At 59.7% G+C, this 15,236-nt stretch carries 11 protein-coding genes, 3 pseudogenes and 1 riboswitch; of the genes and pseudogenes, 8 read left to right on the top strand and 6 right to left on the bottom strand.

Going from position 1 to position 15,236, the window contains the following annotated elements; genetic code table 11:
* Positions 1-293: 293 nt before the first annotated feature.
* Positions 294-1,535, top strand: a complete 1,242-nt coding sequence (locus tag FJW03_RS29910; RefSeq protein WP_226890525.1) for a M24 family metallopeptidase — start codon at positions 294-296, stop codon at positions 1,533-1,535.
* 162 nt (positions 1,536-1,697) lie between these two features.
* On the opposite strand, the gene FJW03_RS29905 is transcribed toward FJW03_RS29910, so the two are convergent.
* From FJW03_RS29905 to FJW03_RS29895, 3 genes are all read right to left on the bottom strand, one after another.
* Positions 1,698-2,888: a glycine C-acetyltransferase gene (locus FJW03_RS29905; protein WP_140767105.1), complete on the bottom strand. Its 1,191-nt coding sequence runs from the start codon at positions 2,886-2,888 to the stop codon at positions 1,698-1,700.
* 82 nt (positions 2,889-2,970) lie between these two features.
* Positions 2,971-4,104 (bottom strand): M24 family metallopeptidase, encoded by a 1,134-nt coding sequence (locus tag FJW03_RS29900; RefSeq protein ID WP_140767106.1) that lies wholly within the window; start codon positions 4,102-4,104, stop codon positions 2,971-2,973.
* A 38-nt stretch (positions 4,105-4,142) separates the two neighbouring features.
* A complete protein-coding gene (locus FJW03_RS29895; protein WP_140767107.1) occupies positions 4,143-5,090 on the bottom strand; it encodes an aminotransferase class IV in 948 nt (315 codons plus the stop codon).
* Positions 5,091-5,506: 416 nt separating this feature from the next.
* On the opposite strand from FJW03_RS29895, the gene FJW03_RS29890 reads away from it, so the two are divergent.
* From FJW03_RS29890 to FJW03_RS29875, 4 genes are all read left to right on the top strand, one after another.
* Entirely contained in the window at positions 5,507-6,694 is a 1,188-nt protein-coding gene (locus FJW03_RS29890) for a M20 aminoacylase family protein (protein ID WP_140767108.1), read from the top strand.
* Between the two features lie 248 nt (positions 6,695-6,942).
* A complete protein-coding gene (locus FJW03_RS29885) occupies positions 6,943-8,040 on the top strand; it encodes an ABC transporter substrate-binding protein (RefSeq protein ID WP_140767109.1) in 1,098 nt (365 codons plus the stop codon).
* Positions 8,041-8,209: 169 nt separating this feature from the next.
* Positions 8,210-9,259 (top strand): ABC transporter ATP-binding protein, encoded by a 1,050-nt coding sequence (locus FJW03_RS29880; protein WP_413466523.1) that lies wholly within the window; start codon positions 8,210-8,212, stop codon positions 9,257-9,259.
* Positions 9,260-9,275: 16 nt separating this feature from the next.
* On the top strand, positions 9,276-11,027 hold the full coding sequence (locus FJW03_RS29875) for an ABC transporter permease subunit (RefSeq protein ID WP_140767111.1): 1,752 nt from the start codon (positions 9,276-9,278) through the stop codon (positions 11,025-11,027).
* A 98-nt stretch (positions 11,028-11,125) separates the two neighbouring features.
* On the opposite strand, the gene FJW03_RS30170 is transcribed toward FJW03_RS29875, so the two are convergent.
* Both FJW03_RS30170 and FJW03_RS29870 read right to left on the bottom strand, forming a co-directional pair.
* Positions 11,126-11,260, bottom strand: coding sequence for a hypothetical protein (locus tag FJW03_RS30170; RefSeq protein ID WP_264296506.1), 135 nt, complete (start codon positions 11,258-11,260; stop codon positions 11,126-11,128).
* A 235-nt stretch (positions 11,261-11,495) separates the two neighbouring features.
* Positions 11,496-12,438 (bottom strand): annotated as a pseudogene (locus FJW03_RS29870) (IS630 family transposase).
* A gap of 89 nt (positions 12,439-12,527) precedes the next feature.
* On the opposite strand from FJW03_RS29870, the pseudogene FJW03_RS29865 reads away from it, so the two are divergent.
* The 3 genes and pseudogenes from FJW03_RS29865 to FJW03_RS29855 all read left to right on the top strand — a co-directional run.
* Positions 12,528-12,908: pseudogene (locus FJW03_RS29865) on the top strand (ATP-binding protein); the annotation flags it as partial.
* 204 nt (positions 12,909-13,112) lie between these two features.
* A riboswitch (glycine riboswitch) is annotated at positions 13,113-13,202 on the top strand.
* A gap of 139 nt (positions 13,203-13,341) precedes the next feature.
* Complete coding sequence (locus FJW03_RS29860) at positions 13,342-14,595, top strand: D-amino acid dehydrogenase (protein WP_140767112.1); 1,254 nt, start codon at positions 13,342-13,344, stop codon at positions 14,593-14,595.
* Positions 14,596-14,614: 19 nt separating this feature from the next.
* Positions 14,615-14,791: a hypothetical protein gene (locus tag FJW03_RS29855; RefSeq protein ID WP_181173368.1), complete on the top strand. Its 177-nt coding sequence runs from the start codon at positions 14,615-14,617 to the stop codon at positions 14,789-14,791.
* A 348-nt stretch (positions 14,792-15,139) separates the two neighbouring features.
* Here the strand turns inward: FJW03_RS29855 and FJW03_RS29850 are convergent.
* Positions 15,140-15,232: pseudogene (locus FJW03_RS29850) on the bottom strand (IS5/IS1182 family transposase); the annotation flags it as partial.
* Positions 15,233-15,236 lie beyond the last annotated feature (4 nt).

Genomic DNA, 15,236 nt, shown 5'->3' with positions numbered 1-15,236 from the left:
TGACACGCGACGATGTCAAGCGACGAGCCATTGGCCAGGGCACGCTGTTGGGCGCGGTGGGCATAAGTGGCAATACGTCTGACAGCGACGGGGCTCGGCAATGCTCGCGATCGAGAAGGCCGGTTTCTCGTCCCCCGGCTGGGAAGCAACACCGAGCCGGCGGGGCACCTATCGGTTAGGCGCTACGGTGGGGCGCGAGTTTGCAGCAATTGAGAGGGTTCAGCCGCTGGGTTGAAAGGTTTGCATCATTCCAGGAGCGGTTTTGACCTCAAACCTTGCCGAGCGCATATATCATGACGACCGCCGTCACGCGCAGTCGGCTAGCAATCAACACGCGGCAGTCGGTACGCACGCCGCAACAATGGTGTTCCATGATGTCATCCCGCAGTTTCGAGCATTCTGAGTTCCAAGCCAGGGTTACGCGCGCGCAGGCCCTCATGGCCAAGGACCGCCTGGACGGACTGCTGGTCACCTCAGTGGATAACTACCGTTACTTTGCCGGCATCGAATCCAACTTCGGCGAGAGCCTGACTCGGCCCTGGTTCCTCCTCATACCGGCATCCGGGGAGCCACTGGCCATCATACCAGCCATCGCGGAAGCCCTCATACGGGACACGTGGGTATCTTCCGTCCGATCCTGGCCATCGCCGCGGCCGGAAGACGAAGGGACGACTATCGTCGCCGAAGCTATAAGGGCTCTGCCGCGGCGCTACGGGCGTGTGGCGGCGGAGTTCGGTCATGAGACTCGCCTCGGGATCCCGGTGAATCAGCTCAATGACATCTCGCAAAAGGTGTCCGGCGTCGAGTTGGTGGACGGTGCGAGGCTCATATGGACGTTAAGGATGATCAAGAGTGATGCTGAGGTGGGCAAAATCCAACAGGCAATCGACATTGCAGGCGCGGTGTTCACTGCGGTCACAGATTTCGTCAGCATCGGGGACAGCGAGCGGATCATCCAACGGAAGTTCCGGGTGCGCCTGCTGGAGGAAGGAGCCGATCAGCTTCCAATTACGATCTGCCGGTCAGGGCGGGGCGGGCCAGATGGCATCACCGGCGCAGTACGCGATCGCCAGCTCACAGAAGGTGACCTGCTGTTCATCGACACCGGCACTGTTTTCGACAGCTACTTCTGTGATTATGACCGCAACTACCGGGTCGGCCGGGTCAGCGACGCGTTGCTGGCCGCCCACGAGCGTGTCTGGGAAGCCAACGAGGTCGGACTACGCGCAGCCGTGCCAGGCGCGACTGCCGGCTCGATCTTCGAACAAATGGCGAAGGCGCTGTCATCCGACGACCGCGAGCTTAATAGCAACGGCCGGATGGGCCACGGTCTCGGTTTGCGGGTCACGGAACCACCCTCAGTCAGGCTCGGGGATGACACAGTGCTCGCCCCGGGAATGGTGCTATGCATCGAGCCTGCGCTGGAGTACGAGCCCGGCAAGATTGTGCTACACGAGGAAACCGTACTGATTACAGCGGATGGCGCTAAATTGCTGACTGTGCGTGCCCCCAGGGAGCTCCCCACGATCCGCTGATCTGGGATTGCGCAGCTTTTAGCGCATCGAGCACAAGGCGACGTTGCCCGTAGCCCGCGAAGTTGGCGCATATGCGCCGCCTTTACCAACCGTTTGCGCATATGGTGGGCATCCATATGCCATGTACAGCCGATTTGGTTACATGATCTTAATCGCAGCTATTTAAGGCGCGACAACACCCACTTCCCTGCCAACTTCGGCAAAGGCCTCGACACACTGGTCGACGTCCCTCAAAGAATGCGCGGCGGACATTTGCGTGCGAATCCGCGCCTGGCCCTTCGGTACGACGGGAAACCCGAAGCCGACGACGTAGATGCCGCGCTTCAGCATGCGCGCCGCCATCTCCTGCGCCAATGTCGCGTCGCCCAGCATCACCGGGATGATCGGATGGTCGGCGCCGGCCAGCGTGAAGCCGAGCTTGCCCATCTCGGACCTGAAACGCGCCGCGTTGGAATAGAGGTGTTCGCGCAACGCGTGACCATTGCGGATCAAGTCGAACACCTTGATCGAGGCGCCGGCGATCGCCGGCATCAGCGTGTTGGAAAAGAGATAGGGCCGCGAGCGCTGGCGCAGCCAGTCGACCACCTGTTTCTTCCCCGATGTGTAGCCGCCGGAAGCGCCACCGAGCGCCTTGCCAAGCGTGCCGGTGATGATGTCCACTCTGCCCTCGACGCCGCAATGCTCGGCCGAGCCGCGGCCATTTTTGCCGACGAAGCCAACCGCATGGCTATCGTCGACCATCACCATCGCATCATATTTGTCGGCGAGATCGCAGACGCCTTTCAGGTTGGCGATGATGCCATCCATGGAAAACACGCCGTCCGTGGCGATCAGCCGGAAGCGGCAATCCTTCGCTTCCTTCAGCCGCGCTTCCAAGTCGGCCATGTCGTTGTTGGCGTAACGAAAGCGCTTGGCCTTGGATAGCCTGACGCCGTCGATGATCGAGGCGTGATTCAGCGCGTCGGAGATGATGGCGTCTTCCTCGCCGAGCAGCGCCTCGAACAAGCCGCCATTGGCGTCGAAGCACGAGCCGTAAAGGATCGTGTCCTCCATGCCGAGGAAAGACGAGATCGTCGCCTCGAGTTGCTTGTGCTCCTCCTGCGTGCCGCAGATGAACCGCACCGAGGCCATGCCGTAGCCATAGCGGTCGAGCGCCTGCTTCGCCGCCTCGCGCAGGTCAGGACTGTCGGCCAGGCCGAGATAGTTGTTGGCGCAAAAATTCAAGACCGTGGTTCCATTCTCGACCGTGACCTGTGACGACTGCAAGGAGGTGATGACGCGCTCGGACTTGTAGAGGCCGGCCGACTTGAGGTCGTTCAACTCCTCTGAAATGTGCGCGATGAAAGCGTTCATTGAAGGATCCATGGCGGGGGTTGGGAATGCCCCCTGAACTCCCAAATGGCGCGAGTATGGCCATGCAGTCGCTTGCAGTTGTTCAGAGCACGAACAGTTTCCGAGGGGTGTTGGTTAACTCCTCGACGCCACCTTCCGTAACGCGGATAGTCTCGCTGATCATGTAGCCGAAATCTTCGTCGAACCAGTTGCCCAGCATCAGGTGGAACGTCATGTTCGGCTTAAGCACAGTCATGTCGCCTTCTTGGAAGCTCGCGGTGGGCTCGAGCCACCCGATGCCCTGTTTCTCATAGGTGCGGTGGAAAGCGTTCGCCACATCGCCGCAGGTCGCGCCGGGGCGGATCGTGGCCAATGCCGCGTCCATGCCAGCCATGTGCGCGTCGTGGACCCTCAGAAGGCGCTCGCATGGAGCTCCGACTGAGAAGGTGCGCATCAGTGGGGCGGCATAAGCATGGCGCACACCGGCGAGTTCGAGGTTGACCTGGGAGCCCTGGCGGAAGACATCATCGCTCCACGGAATATGTGCAGTGCCGGTCCGCGGGGAGGAACAGAGGGCGATGTCGGGGATTCTGCCCCCGGGCTTGCCGTCAACGCCGCGAACCAACGTCCGGCAGATTTCCGCAACGGCATTCGCCTCATGCGCACCGGGCCGGATGACCTCAGAGGCGCACGTCATGGCTGCGTCAGTAATGGCAGCAGCTTCCCGCAGCACCTCGACCTCGAGATCAGACTTCACAATCCGGAGCCAAGTCACGACATCCGTGAAGTCCCTGACCCTGGCCTCGGAGAGCGCACTGCGAAATCTGTCCGCCGCCTGAGCTGAGAGGTTGCTAAGCTCGAGTCCAATGCCACCCGTCACAACTCCAAGGTCGCGAAGGGTCTGCACGACAACGTCGCAGCCGCTCCTGTCCGTTCTTCCGATCAAAGATTCCGGGTACGCGATTACCTTATCGCGGTCCATGAAACTCTGGTGTACCCCGGCCGGCGCGTCCATGGCTCGCAGGACAAGAGTGGGCTCCTCGTCGGCCATGGTAACTACAAGTCCCTGCGGGACATAGCCCGAAGGCGTGGTGTAGCCGGTCAGGTACGTGATGTTGGAAGGATCGGATATGAACAGAGCTATGAGGTCTCGGTGGGCCATTTCGACCTTAACCGCAGCGTGGCGGCGCAGGAATTCTGAACGTGGGAAGGCCTGCGGACCTCTAGGTATGGGCACAGAACGACTCCGTTGGTAAAGGCTGAAGCGCCACTGGATTAGGGGGAGACCACGGGGGTCGACCAGGCAGGGTCCGCATGTTTCTGCCAGTAGATATCCATGAGCTGGCGCGTGACCTTGCCCACCTTACCGTCGGCGATCTGCGTTTTATCAACACATGTCACGGGCATGATCCCGCCCGCAGTGGAGGTGATGAAGATCTCGTCGGCGTCCCTGAGTTCTTCGCGGCTGACGTCGGAAGCGCGAGCTTGAAGCCCAAGCTCGCCGCACAGGTCGAACACCGTTTGTCGCGTGATACCTGGGAGGACACCGTATTCCGGCGTATTGAGCCTTCCGCCCTTTACTATGAATACGTTGAAGCCCGGGCCCTCCGCCACATTGCCATTGGAATCGAGGACCAGCGCCGTTTCCGCGCCGGAGTCATATGCATCGAAGAGTCCCTTTACCAAGTCAAGCCAATGATAATTCTTGATCCGGGGATCGATCGACTTGGGGGGGATTCGTACGGTTTCACTTACGGCGACATGAAGACCGCGTTCAAGTTGTTCCTTATTCGCAACCGAACCAAAAGGCACAGCGAAAGCAATGAAACGATTCTCGGCTTGGCGCGGGTCCCTGCTAAACGTCGGGGAGGTTCCGCGGGTACAGATCATCTCGACGTAAGCCGACTTGTGGCCGGAGAGCGCCACACAGTTCTTGAGCACCTCCTCAATCTCCGCCCGGCTGAGAGTTAGCTTCATCCGAAGGCGCTCCATTCCTGAGAAGAAGCGGTCAAGGTGAAGATCCAGCCTGAAAAATCGCCCCTCCCACACATGCACGGTGTCATAGGTGGCATCGGAATGCAGCAACCCCCAATCAAGGACGGATACCTTGGCCTCCGACATCGGTAAGTATTGGTTGTCCATGTAGGCGACGCCATCCGGATAGCTCCGGCCGTCGCAGTAACGGACCCCAATGGTCGGCAGGACAGTTGAAGATTTATGCATTTCCTCGCTCCGGGCTACTGTCTTTGGCGTGACGCACCGACGGCATCTGCGATGCAACACCGCCCATTTAGATCGCACAGGAGACCGCTCGAGAAACTTCATTCCCTTACAGAATCTGCAACGGTCATTTCAAAATCCGCTTCGATTGATGGGCACGGCCCCGATCCGCCGATAATTACAACGCACGCACGAATTTAACTCGCGTCGGGCGTGATCATGCTCTGGAACTTGCGGCCTTTGTGTGCAGCTTCGTCTTCACAAAGCTAGGGGCTCGACGTCTTGACTGTGGCAATGAGCGATGATGTCGCCATTTTACCAAGAGTGCGCCATCTGTTTCAATCTCGCGCCCATTTTGCAACACAACTCGCGACCACTTGCCGCATTCTGCGAACATCCCGCCCCATCGGAGAACCCTGATGTCCGAAGTTGAGGAATACCGCTATCTCCAGGAGGAAGTGACAGAATGGCGGCGACACATCCATCGCTATCCTGAGCTGGGTTTCTCGGTGTACGACACCGCCGCCTTCGTGGCCGAAAAACTCGCCTCCTTCGGCATCAACCACATCGAGACCGGCATCGCCGAGACCGGTATTGTCGCGGTCATCCAAGGTGAAGGCGGCGAAGGACCTACGATAGGCCTGCGTGCCGACATGGACGCGCTCCCGATTGTCGAAGCCTCCGGAAAGCCATGGGCTTCGGACGTTCCCGGCAGGATGCATGCCTGCGGCCATGACGGTCATACCGCCATGCTGTTAGGGGCCGCCAAGCACCTCGCGCGCACCCGCACGTTCAAGGGATCGGTCGCGCTGATTTTCCAGCCCGCGGAAGAGGTCGAGCTTCCATCGGGCGGCTTCAAGATGGTACGGGAGGGTTTTCTCGACCGTTACGACATCTCCCAGGTCTTCGGTATGCACAACGCCCCGGGGCTAGCCATCGGCGAATTCGCGCTGCGCAATGGCTGCCTCCTGGCCTCCCAGGATGATTTCGACATCACCGTCATTGGCAAGGGCGGCCATGCCGCCGCGCCGCACCGGACGGTGGATCCGGTGGTGATTGCGGCGCAGATCATCCTGGGGTTACAGTCCCTCGTCTCGCGCAATACCGATCCCTTGAGTTCCCTAGTGATCTCCGTCACGAAGCTGAGCGCCTCCCAAGCGTACAATGTGATTGCCGATCGGGTCGAGCTGGCCGGAACCGTCAGGACCCTTGCGGCTGAGCTCCGCGATTTCGCCGAACGGCAAATACGCGAGTGCGCAGAGGGTATCGCGCGGGCGTTTGGTGCCGAAATCGCGTTCAGTTACCGTCGCTCGGTACCGGTCACTTTCAACCATACCAGCGGCTTCGAAGTCGCAGTGGAAGCAGCTGAGCGCCTGGTGAGCGCAAACGCTGTCAACCGGGAAGCCAAGGCATCGATGGGCGCCGAGGACTTTGCGTATATGCTAGAGGCACGGCCAGGCGCCCTCATCAACATAGGGAATGGCCCGAGCGCCCCTCTCCACAATGCCGCCTACGACTTCGAAGACGAGGCGATCCCATACGGAATCGGCTACTGGGTCAACGTCGTTGAGACCGTCTTGTCCAGCGATCGCAACCCGCTTTCCTGATGGCTCGCGGGCGGCGGAAGATGGCCTGCGCACCGCAGGCGTGCATTATTTTTCAGACGGCGTCGCTCGGTGTCGCTCGCGTTTCAAGGGGGCGCGGATTTTGACGCATAGTAGACGTTCTGATGCCTCATAGTCATTGAGTTACAGAAAGCTGCGCGCAGAGCGGGAGCGGACCCAGGACGAATATCCGGCCGCGTGCGCAAAACGAAAAGCGGCCCAAAAGACACCGGACAAGAGGGAGAAAAATCATGAGTATCACAATCAACCGCAGACGTCTGATCCAGGCCGGCACGTCGGTACTCGCCCTGGGCGCCATCGCCTCGGCCACCCGCGACGCGTATGCGCAAACCAAAGAACTGACCGTGCTCATCAACGGCGGCGACCTCGGCAAGGCGAATATCGAGACGCACGTCAAGCCCTTCGAAGCCGAAACGGGTATCAAGGTCAATGCGATCACCGACCAGATAGACTTTGCCAAGCTCGAACTGATGGAAACGACCAACAGCGTCTCGATCGACGTGGCGTGCGCAGGGCCTTCCACCATACTATCGGGTGTCAAGAAAGGATATCTTGAGAAGATCGACTATTCGCTCTTTAAGAGAGAGGATCATGATGCGATTGTCGGTTTTGCCAAGGAAGACTACGCAGTCGGGATGTACGTTTTCGCCTACAACATGGCCTACAGTTCGGAAAAATTTCCGGATAGTCCGCCAAAAACTTGGGCCGATTTCTGGAACGTCGAGAAGTTCCCGGGAGTCCGGGCGCTCCAGACGGGCCAGACCGGCGAGGAAGGACCATGGGAGGAAGCGCTCCTTGCGGATGGCGTGTCTCCTGATGCCATCTATCCGATGGATTTCGATCGGATCTTTAAAAGTTTGGACAAGATAAAACCTCACATCCGCAAGTGGTGGGGGACCGGCTCAGAGGTCCAGCAGCTGATGCAGGAAAAAGCGGTCGACCTCACCAATACTTATGACGGCCGAGCGACACTACTTATTGACAGGGGAGCTCCGATAATCCTCAACCGTAACCAGCAGAAGGTGAGCTGGGAAAGCTGGGTTATTCCTAAAGGCGCACCGAACCTAGCAAACGCCCATAAGTTTATCGCGTTTGCGACCCGCAGCGACCGACAGGCCGCGCTAGCCAAGCTAATCCCTTACGGCCCCACCAACCAAAACGCCTTCAAACTTCTACCAGCTGAATTCGGCAAAAAGCTTGCCAGCCATCCTGACTACGCATCCACTAGCATTCCAATTCAGTCGAAGTGGTACAGCGAGATAGGTTCTGATGGCTTGAGTAACATCGACAGACTCGCCCAGCGGTGGAATGAGTGGGTTCTGCAATAATCTGTCGCAAAGGGCCAGCCCGCCGGAAAAGCTCTTAGGTGTCTCTCCGTGTCCTATCGTTTGCCAGCGCGACGTTGCGCCTGTTGCGTTCCTGCCTAGCTGGATAATCTTTTTGGAGCCTGTTGTGAACGTCTATGCGAATCCGCTTCCAGCGACAGAGGACCGACGATTGGAAAGCAAGAATAGCCGGGCCCAGATTGAATTCCGCAGTGTGACGAAACTCTACGGGAGCCTCGCTGCCGTCCAGAACCTGTCTCTTACAGTCGAACGCGGCGAATTCCTGACGATCCTCGGGCCTAGCGGCTCGGGAAAGACCACCACACTCATGCTGCTGGCCGGGTTCGAGGCGCCCAACTCCGGCGACATGTTGATCGGCGGGAAGTCGGTGGCCGCAGTCCCGGCCTATCGTCGCGACCAAGGCATCGTGTTCCAAAGCTATGCATTGTTCCCTCACCTCAATGTACGACGGAATCTCGAATTTCCGCTGGAGATGCGCGGCGTCAAGGCAGCCGAACGGGCGGCCCGCGTCGACAGGATTCTCGAGCGCGTCCACCTGAATGAATACGGCGCCCGCATGCCTTCGCAGCTCAGCGGCGGCCAGCAGCAACGCGTCGCCCTGGCGCGCGCCCTGATTGCCGATCCGCCGATCCTGCTCCTTGATGAACCCTTGGGCGCGCTTGACCGAAACCTGCGCGAGCGGATGCAGAGCGAGATCAAGAGCCTTCACCGTGAATTCGGCATCACCACCGTTTGCGTGACCCATGACCAGGAAGAAGCGCTGACGCTGTCCGACCGCATCGTAGTGATGCGGGGCGGACAAATCGAGCAGACTGACACGCCTGAGGCACTTTACGACCGGCCGGCGACGCAGTTCGTCGCCAGCTTCCTCGGCGAGGCCAATATTCTGGACGATCCAGCCTGTTTCGGCGCGGCGGACGGCACGCCGCCCTTTGGCTGTGTGGGAATGATCCGCCCAGAACGCGTGACGATCGCAGCACCGGCGGCGCGGGCGCCGCCGGATGCCGACCGCAGACAGAACGTGACGGGAGTGGTGAGGGACATGATTTACGCTGGTCCACTCCGTAAGTACGAGGTCCAGGCAGGAACGCTCACGATTATCGTGCGACAGCATGTTGCAGCAGGCCAGCAAACCTTCGAGGCGGGCCAGAACGTCCGCCTCGACTGGTTGCGGTCCGATGTGCGCTTCGTAGCTGTTTGAGCTGCCGGAGAATGATATGCAGAAATTTCTCAGGTTGGGCCAGCGGCCGGTGTTGCTGTCGGCACCCAGCATAGCAATTTTGCTCGTGGTTTTCGGGGTACCGCTCGTGGTTCTATTCGTCACGAGCCTCAACGCGCCCGCCTATTCCGTCCAGAACTATCTCAACTTCTTCGCGCAGCCCGCCAACATCCGCGTGCTTATCCAGACCGTTGAGATGAGCGGTGTGACGACCGCGATCTGCATTCTGGTCGGTTACCCGACTGCCTACCTGATTGTGTCGGCATCACCCCAGGCGCGGACGGCAATGATCGTTCTGATTGTCATTCCATACCTGACCAGCCTACTCGCGCGGACCTATGCTTGGATCATGATCCTTGGGGACCGCGGATTGATCAACAATCTTCTGCTGCACTACGGACTCATCTCGTCGCCGCTTCCACTGATTTACAACCGGACCGCAGTGTATGTGGGCATGGTCCACATCATGCTGCCCACAATGATTCTGCCGCTCGTCAGTGTAATGTTGGGCATCAACAAATCCCTCGTCTCAGCCGCCCGAAGCATGGGAGCTCGCCCGCTCACGGCATTCTGGCGGGTGTTCTTCCCCCTGAGTCTACCCGGCTTGCGCAGTGGCGCGCTGCTGGTCTTCGTGCTGAGCCTCGGGTTTTATATCACGCCGGCAGCGCTTGGCGGGGTGCGCGACGTCATGCTTTCGACGTTCATTGCGGCACAGGTCGCGGGTTCGTTCAACATGGCAAGAGTGGCAACGGCAAGTTTCGTGCTGCTGGCGGTAACCCTACTGGTACTTTCTATCTTCGGGCTTGATTTTGCCGGTGGCGAGACCACCACATACCGCACCCGTCGTTGGGGCTTTAAGCCGCTAATTCTTGGCTGCCTGCGGTTTCTCAGGGAATTCGCAGTTCCCTACCGCGCCCACAACTGGGCCGCTCAGCTCCATCGCGCCGGCAGCGGCGCACGACTCGGGAAGGTCGCGGGGACCACGTTCCTGATCCTGATGATGGTGTTTCTCCTGTTCCCCGGCGCGGTCGTCGTCATCATGTCGTTCAGCCCGGGTGCGACTCTGGAGTTTCCACCGACGGGGCTGTCCCTGCAGTGGTACCGCTCGTTCTTCAATGACCCCTCGTGGAACGGTGCACTGATCACGAGCATCGAAATCGGCATTGCGGTGACGATACTGTCTACCGCGGCCGGCACCCTGGCCGCCTACGGGCTGAGCCGCACATCTGCACGGCTCCGGTCATGGTTTACGACGCTACTGCTCATGCCGATAACGGTTCCGGTGATCGTCGTGGCCATAGCCGCTTACCTTGGGCTGGTTAGGATCGGCCTGCTCGGAACAACCACTGGACTGGTGCTGGCCCACAGCCTTGGCGGTATCGCCTACGTCGTCGTGATCGTCTCGGCAACACTTGTGAATTTCGACCGGCGACTCGAACAGGCTGCGCAGAGCATGAAAGCCGGACCCCTCCGGACGTTTCGTCGCGTCACGCTCCCGCTGATCTTGCCGGGTGTTATCGGCGGGGCGGTATTCGCCTTCATCAGCTCGTTCGATGAGCTTGTGATCTCCTCTCTGGTCAGCGGCCTTTCGATCCGCACGCTTCCGCTGAAGATGTGGGAGAACATCCGCCATGAGATCGATCCCACGATCGCCGCGGTCGCGTCGCTGCTCATGCTCCTGCCAATTCTCTGGCTTGGCGCGATCTACCTCACCTGGTGGCGGTCGCGCACTCCAGCGAAGGTGGCTTGACTTCCCGCGTGAATACAAGGTCTGGAAAACAAAGTTATAGTAACTAGCGTGCGACAGGTGTGGCTCGAGTGTGCCGAAGTGCGCTCAAAGACAACACGTCAGCAATGGAACTCCACGATACTGTCGGCGTAGGTGTTGCACAAATACCACGCCGAAGCGACGCCTCGGCCGCTCAATTCTTCGAGCGTCAGCGCGTCGATCTCGGTGTTCTTGTCGCCGCGATCAAGTTGCAATGGTCTGCCACCACCCAGGACTGCGAACTCGGGTTAACGGACTTTCGGATTGCTGATTGGCTGATTCCATGGGTGCTTGCTTGATTCGGAGCACAGCCATGTCGCTCATCCTCGTCGAAGGTTAGGAGAAATTCCGCATGAGTCGCTTCTCGGCCCCTTTGGCGACGTTGATGACGCACGCGAGCCGTGGCGCGTAGCCCATCCGCTGCGTGAAGTGCTCTAGAGCACGTCCTGTTTAATCCGGTTCATATCCTGCGGCTTTGAAGTAGTTGGCACATTCGGCTGGGGTGAAAAGATCGACAACGGCGCCGACTGTGTTCCACAGGGCGGCGATGGTCCGCTCGGCCTTGGCGCGCAACAGCGCTTTGAACTTGGCAAAGGCGTTCTCGATGGGGTTGAAGTCGGGGCTGTAGGGCGGAAGGAACATCAGCCTCGCACCGGCGGTCTCAATTGCGTCCCGTACGCCAGCGGCTTTGTGGGCGGGCAAGTTGTCCATGATGACGACGTCGCCAGGCGACAATGTCGGGACCAGCACTTGCTCGACATAGGCAAGGAACCATTGCCGTTCATGGCGCCGTCGTAGACGAATGGCGCGGTCATGCCGGTCAGCCGCAGCGCGCCCGTGAAGGTCGTGGTTTTCCAATGACCATGCGGCACGCCGGCCCGGCAGCGTTCGCCGCACAGTGCTCTTCCACGCAGGCGGGCCATCTTTGTGGAGAGGCCGGTCTCATCGATGAACACGAGCTTCGCCGGATCGAGATCGAGTTGGCCGTCGAACCAGTCCCGGCGCCGCTTCAGGATGTCGGGGCGATCCTGCTCCAGTGCGTGCGCGGACTTTTTTTGAACGTCCAGCCGTGGCCGCGAAGCCAAGCGCTCAAGGCACTGCGGCTGATCCGCACCGACTGCTCGGCGACGAGCAGCTCCACCATCTCGTTCAGCGTGATGTCCTTGCGCTCCCCGATCAGCCCGACGATGAAGGCTTCATGCGCGTTGAGGCTGGAGGCACGGCGGCGGCCCTGCGGGCGTGGCGCCAGTTCGCCGATCTTGGCCCGCGCAATCCAGCGGATCGCGCTGGATACTCCCACGCCGAACCGCGCCGCCGCTTGCCGCGCCGACATGCCCTCGTCCGAACCCTTCAAGACCCGCGACCGAAGATCCACGCTCAATGCTCTTCCCATCGTCCACCTCCATCGAGGTGGATGTTGAATCAGCACAAAACGCAGCTGTCACATCACAATCGATTCATCGATCTCAGGACGTGCTCTAGCTGCAGCTGGTATCCGCCATCAACAAGCTCAACGGTTCGATCTGCTTATCCTCGACGATCTCGCCTACGTGGCAAAGGACCAGGCAGAGACCAGCGTTCTCTTCGAACGCATTTCAGCACGCTACAAACGGCGTTCAATCCTGCTGACCGCAAATAGCCTTTTTTGGAATGGAATCGAGTTTTTGCAGATCCCGCCATGCCATGCCGCTCGCAGCGGTAGACCGCCTCGTTCATCACGCCACAATCTTCGGAATGAAGGTCGAGAGCTATCGTCGCCGCTCCGCTATGGAAGCAAAACGACAGGGCGGACGGCCTCCGGTCTACGCGACAATTAACGAGGGGACCCAGATTAACGCGCCGCGTCGATTAGAAGAGCAATGACCGCTTGGCAGCGTGTCCCATCCAGATTGTCGCGCAAGTTCCTCCGAGATCGCCGCGTATAATAAGCGGCCGGTGCGCATCTGCTAAGTGCCGCCGTCGTAGGCTTCATTTCATCTGTCCCAACAATGTGTGACAGTTGTTTCAGAAATAGATTCCGTTTGCCGATGACTTACGCAGCGCGCCGCATTAGCATGGTGAGGTTCAGCAAGCGGAACGGGAGAGACTGGCGAATGCTGGCGCCGACGGAGCAACCCCCCAAGGAAACTCTCAGGCAAAAGTGACCGGACCGCCGAACGATCTGGAGAGAGGCACCCGAGTGCCCACCGAAGGGGAACGCCGGAGCCTTCCGGTCAAGCTCTCAGGTATAGAGACAGATTTGGGGACCAGCCGCGGGCGTGACCGTCTGTGCCCACTGTTCTGTATGGAGAGTGAAATGCCCAAGATTGTCGTGATCGGCGCCGGTATCACCGGTGTGTCGACGGCTTATGCCCTTTTGGACCACGGCTATGATGTCACCGTGGTGGAACGCCAGCGCTATGCGGCGATGGAGACCTCCTTTGCCAATGGCGGTCAGCTATCCGCGAGCAATGCGGAAGTTTGGAACCACTGGTCGACAATCTTCAAGGGCATCAAATGGATGCTCCTTCGGGATGCACCGCTCCTTATGAATCCATCCCCGAACTGGCACAAGTACAGCTGGCTCGCGGAGTTCGTATCCAATATCCCCGGCTACCGTGAGAATACTGTCGCCACCACGAAGCTGGCAATCGCCGCTCGCAAGCACATGTTCGAGATCGCCGAACGCGAAGGCATTGAGTTCGACCACGTCCGCCGCGGCATTCTCCATGTCCATTGGGACAAGGCCGGTTTCGAGCATGCCGCAAGAGTCAACAAGATGCTCGTCGAGGGCGGACTCGACCGCCATCCGGTCTCAGGGGAAGAGATTACATCCATAGAACCGGCGCTGCACGGGCGGTTCTACGGCGGGTTCTATACTCCGTCGGATTCGACCGGTGACATCCACAAATACACGACCGCTCTAGCCCGAGCCTGCGAAAGGCGCGGCGGTAAGTTCATCTATGACGCGACGGTCACGCGTATCGCTCGCGGCAGCCGCTTCCGGCTGAGCTACACGACGCGTAGGGTCGATGGCCAGACGCTCGGGCTAGACCTCGAAACCGACGCGGTCGTGGTATGCGCGGGCTCCAATAGCCGCGACTTCGCCGCGATGCTAGGCGACCGTCTTAACATTTATCCTGTCAAGGGCTACTCGGTCACCGTCCAATTGGACGACGAGACAGCCCAGAATGCCGCCCCGTGGGTCAGCATCCTGGACGACCGCGCGAAGATCGTCACTAGCCGGCTCGGCACCAGCCGCTTCCGCGTTGCGGGAACTGCGGAGTTCAACGGGTTGAACAGGGACATCCGGGATGATCGCGTACGGCCCTTAGTGGACTGGACGCGCACGCTATTCCCGGGAGTGAACACCAATAGCGTGGTGCCCTGGGCCGGCTTGCGCCCCATGATGCCCAACATGCTGCCGCGTGTCGGCGCGGGCCGTTCACCGGGCGTGTTCTATAACACGGGCCACGGCCACCTTGGCTGGACGCTGTCCTCTGCGACATCGGCCGCCTTAGTACAGACCGTGGCCGCAGAGTTCCCCGTTGAAGCCCGTTCGGCGGCGTAGGCGAGAAGGCCCAGACCACATGCCCAAAACAAGGTCGCCGCGCGTCGAAATCGCCAGACTGGAGATCGAGCGGGAACTCCACGACTTCATGCGCGACGAGGCGCAGCCGTATACGGGCATTGGCACTTCGGCCTCCTGGTCATCTTTCTCCGCGACAGTGGACGATCTCAGCCCTCGCAACCACGAATTCCATTAAGAACCGCCAGAATATCCAGGAGAAAATAGACGATTGGCAACCTGGACGTGGACCCCGGACGACATGCCTGACCGTGATCGGTTATCTCGTGCCGGAGGGTCTCGACTTCAGCATCGGGATGAAGACCGTCAATCCGGAGATCGAGATGATTGCAGGCCCGCAGCTCGTCGTGCCGGTGATGAATGCGCGGTATGCTCGCCAAGGCTGGACGACATCCTGTCGGTACTGGTCGTCTCGGAACAAAACTGGACGCCTGAGGACATCAAGAAGAAGCTCGATAACAATTGCCGGGCATCCCAGATTACCTCATCCGATGGGTCTACTAGGAAGTGTGAACAGTTATCTGAGTCATAGAATTGTAGCGGCGATGGTTATGACGGCGGGATAGTGCCTTGCGGTCTTTTCGAAACGCGTTGCGACGTGGCGGAACCAGGGTAAGCGGTGT

The organism is Mesorhizobium sp. B4-1-4, assembly GCF_006439395.2.
Taxonomy (GTDB): domain Bacteria; phylum Pseudomonadota; class Alphaproteobacteria; order Rhizobiales; family Rhizobiaceae; genus Mesorhizobium.
This window is presented reverse-complemented; position numbering and strand designations above follow the sequence as displayed.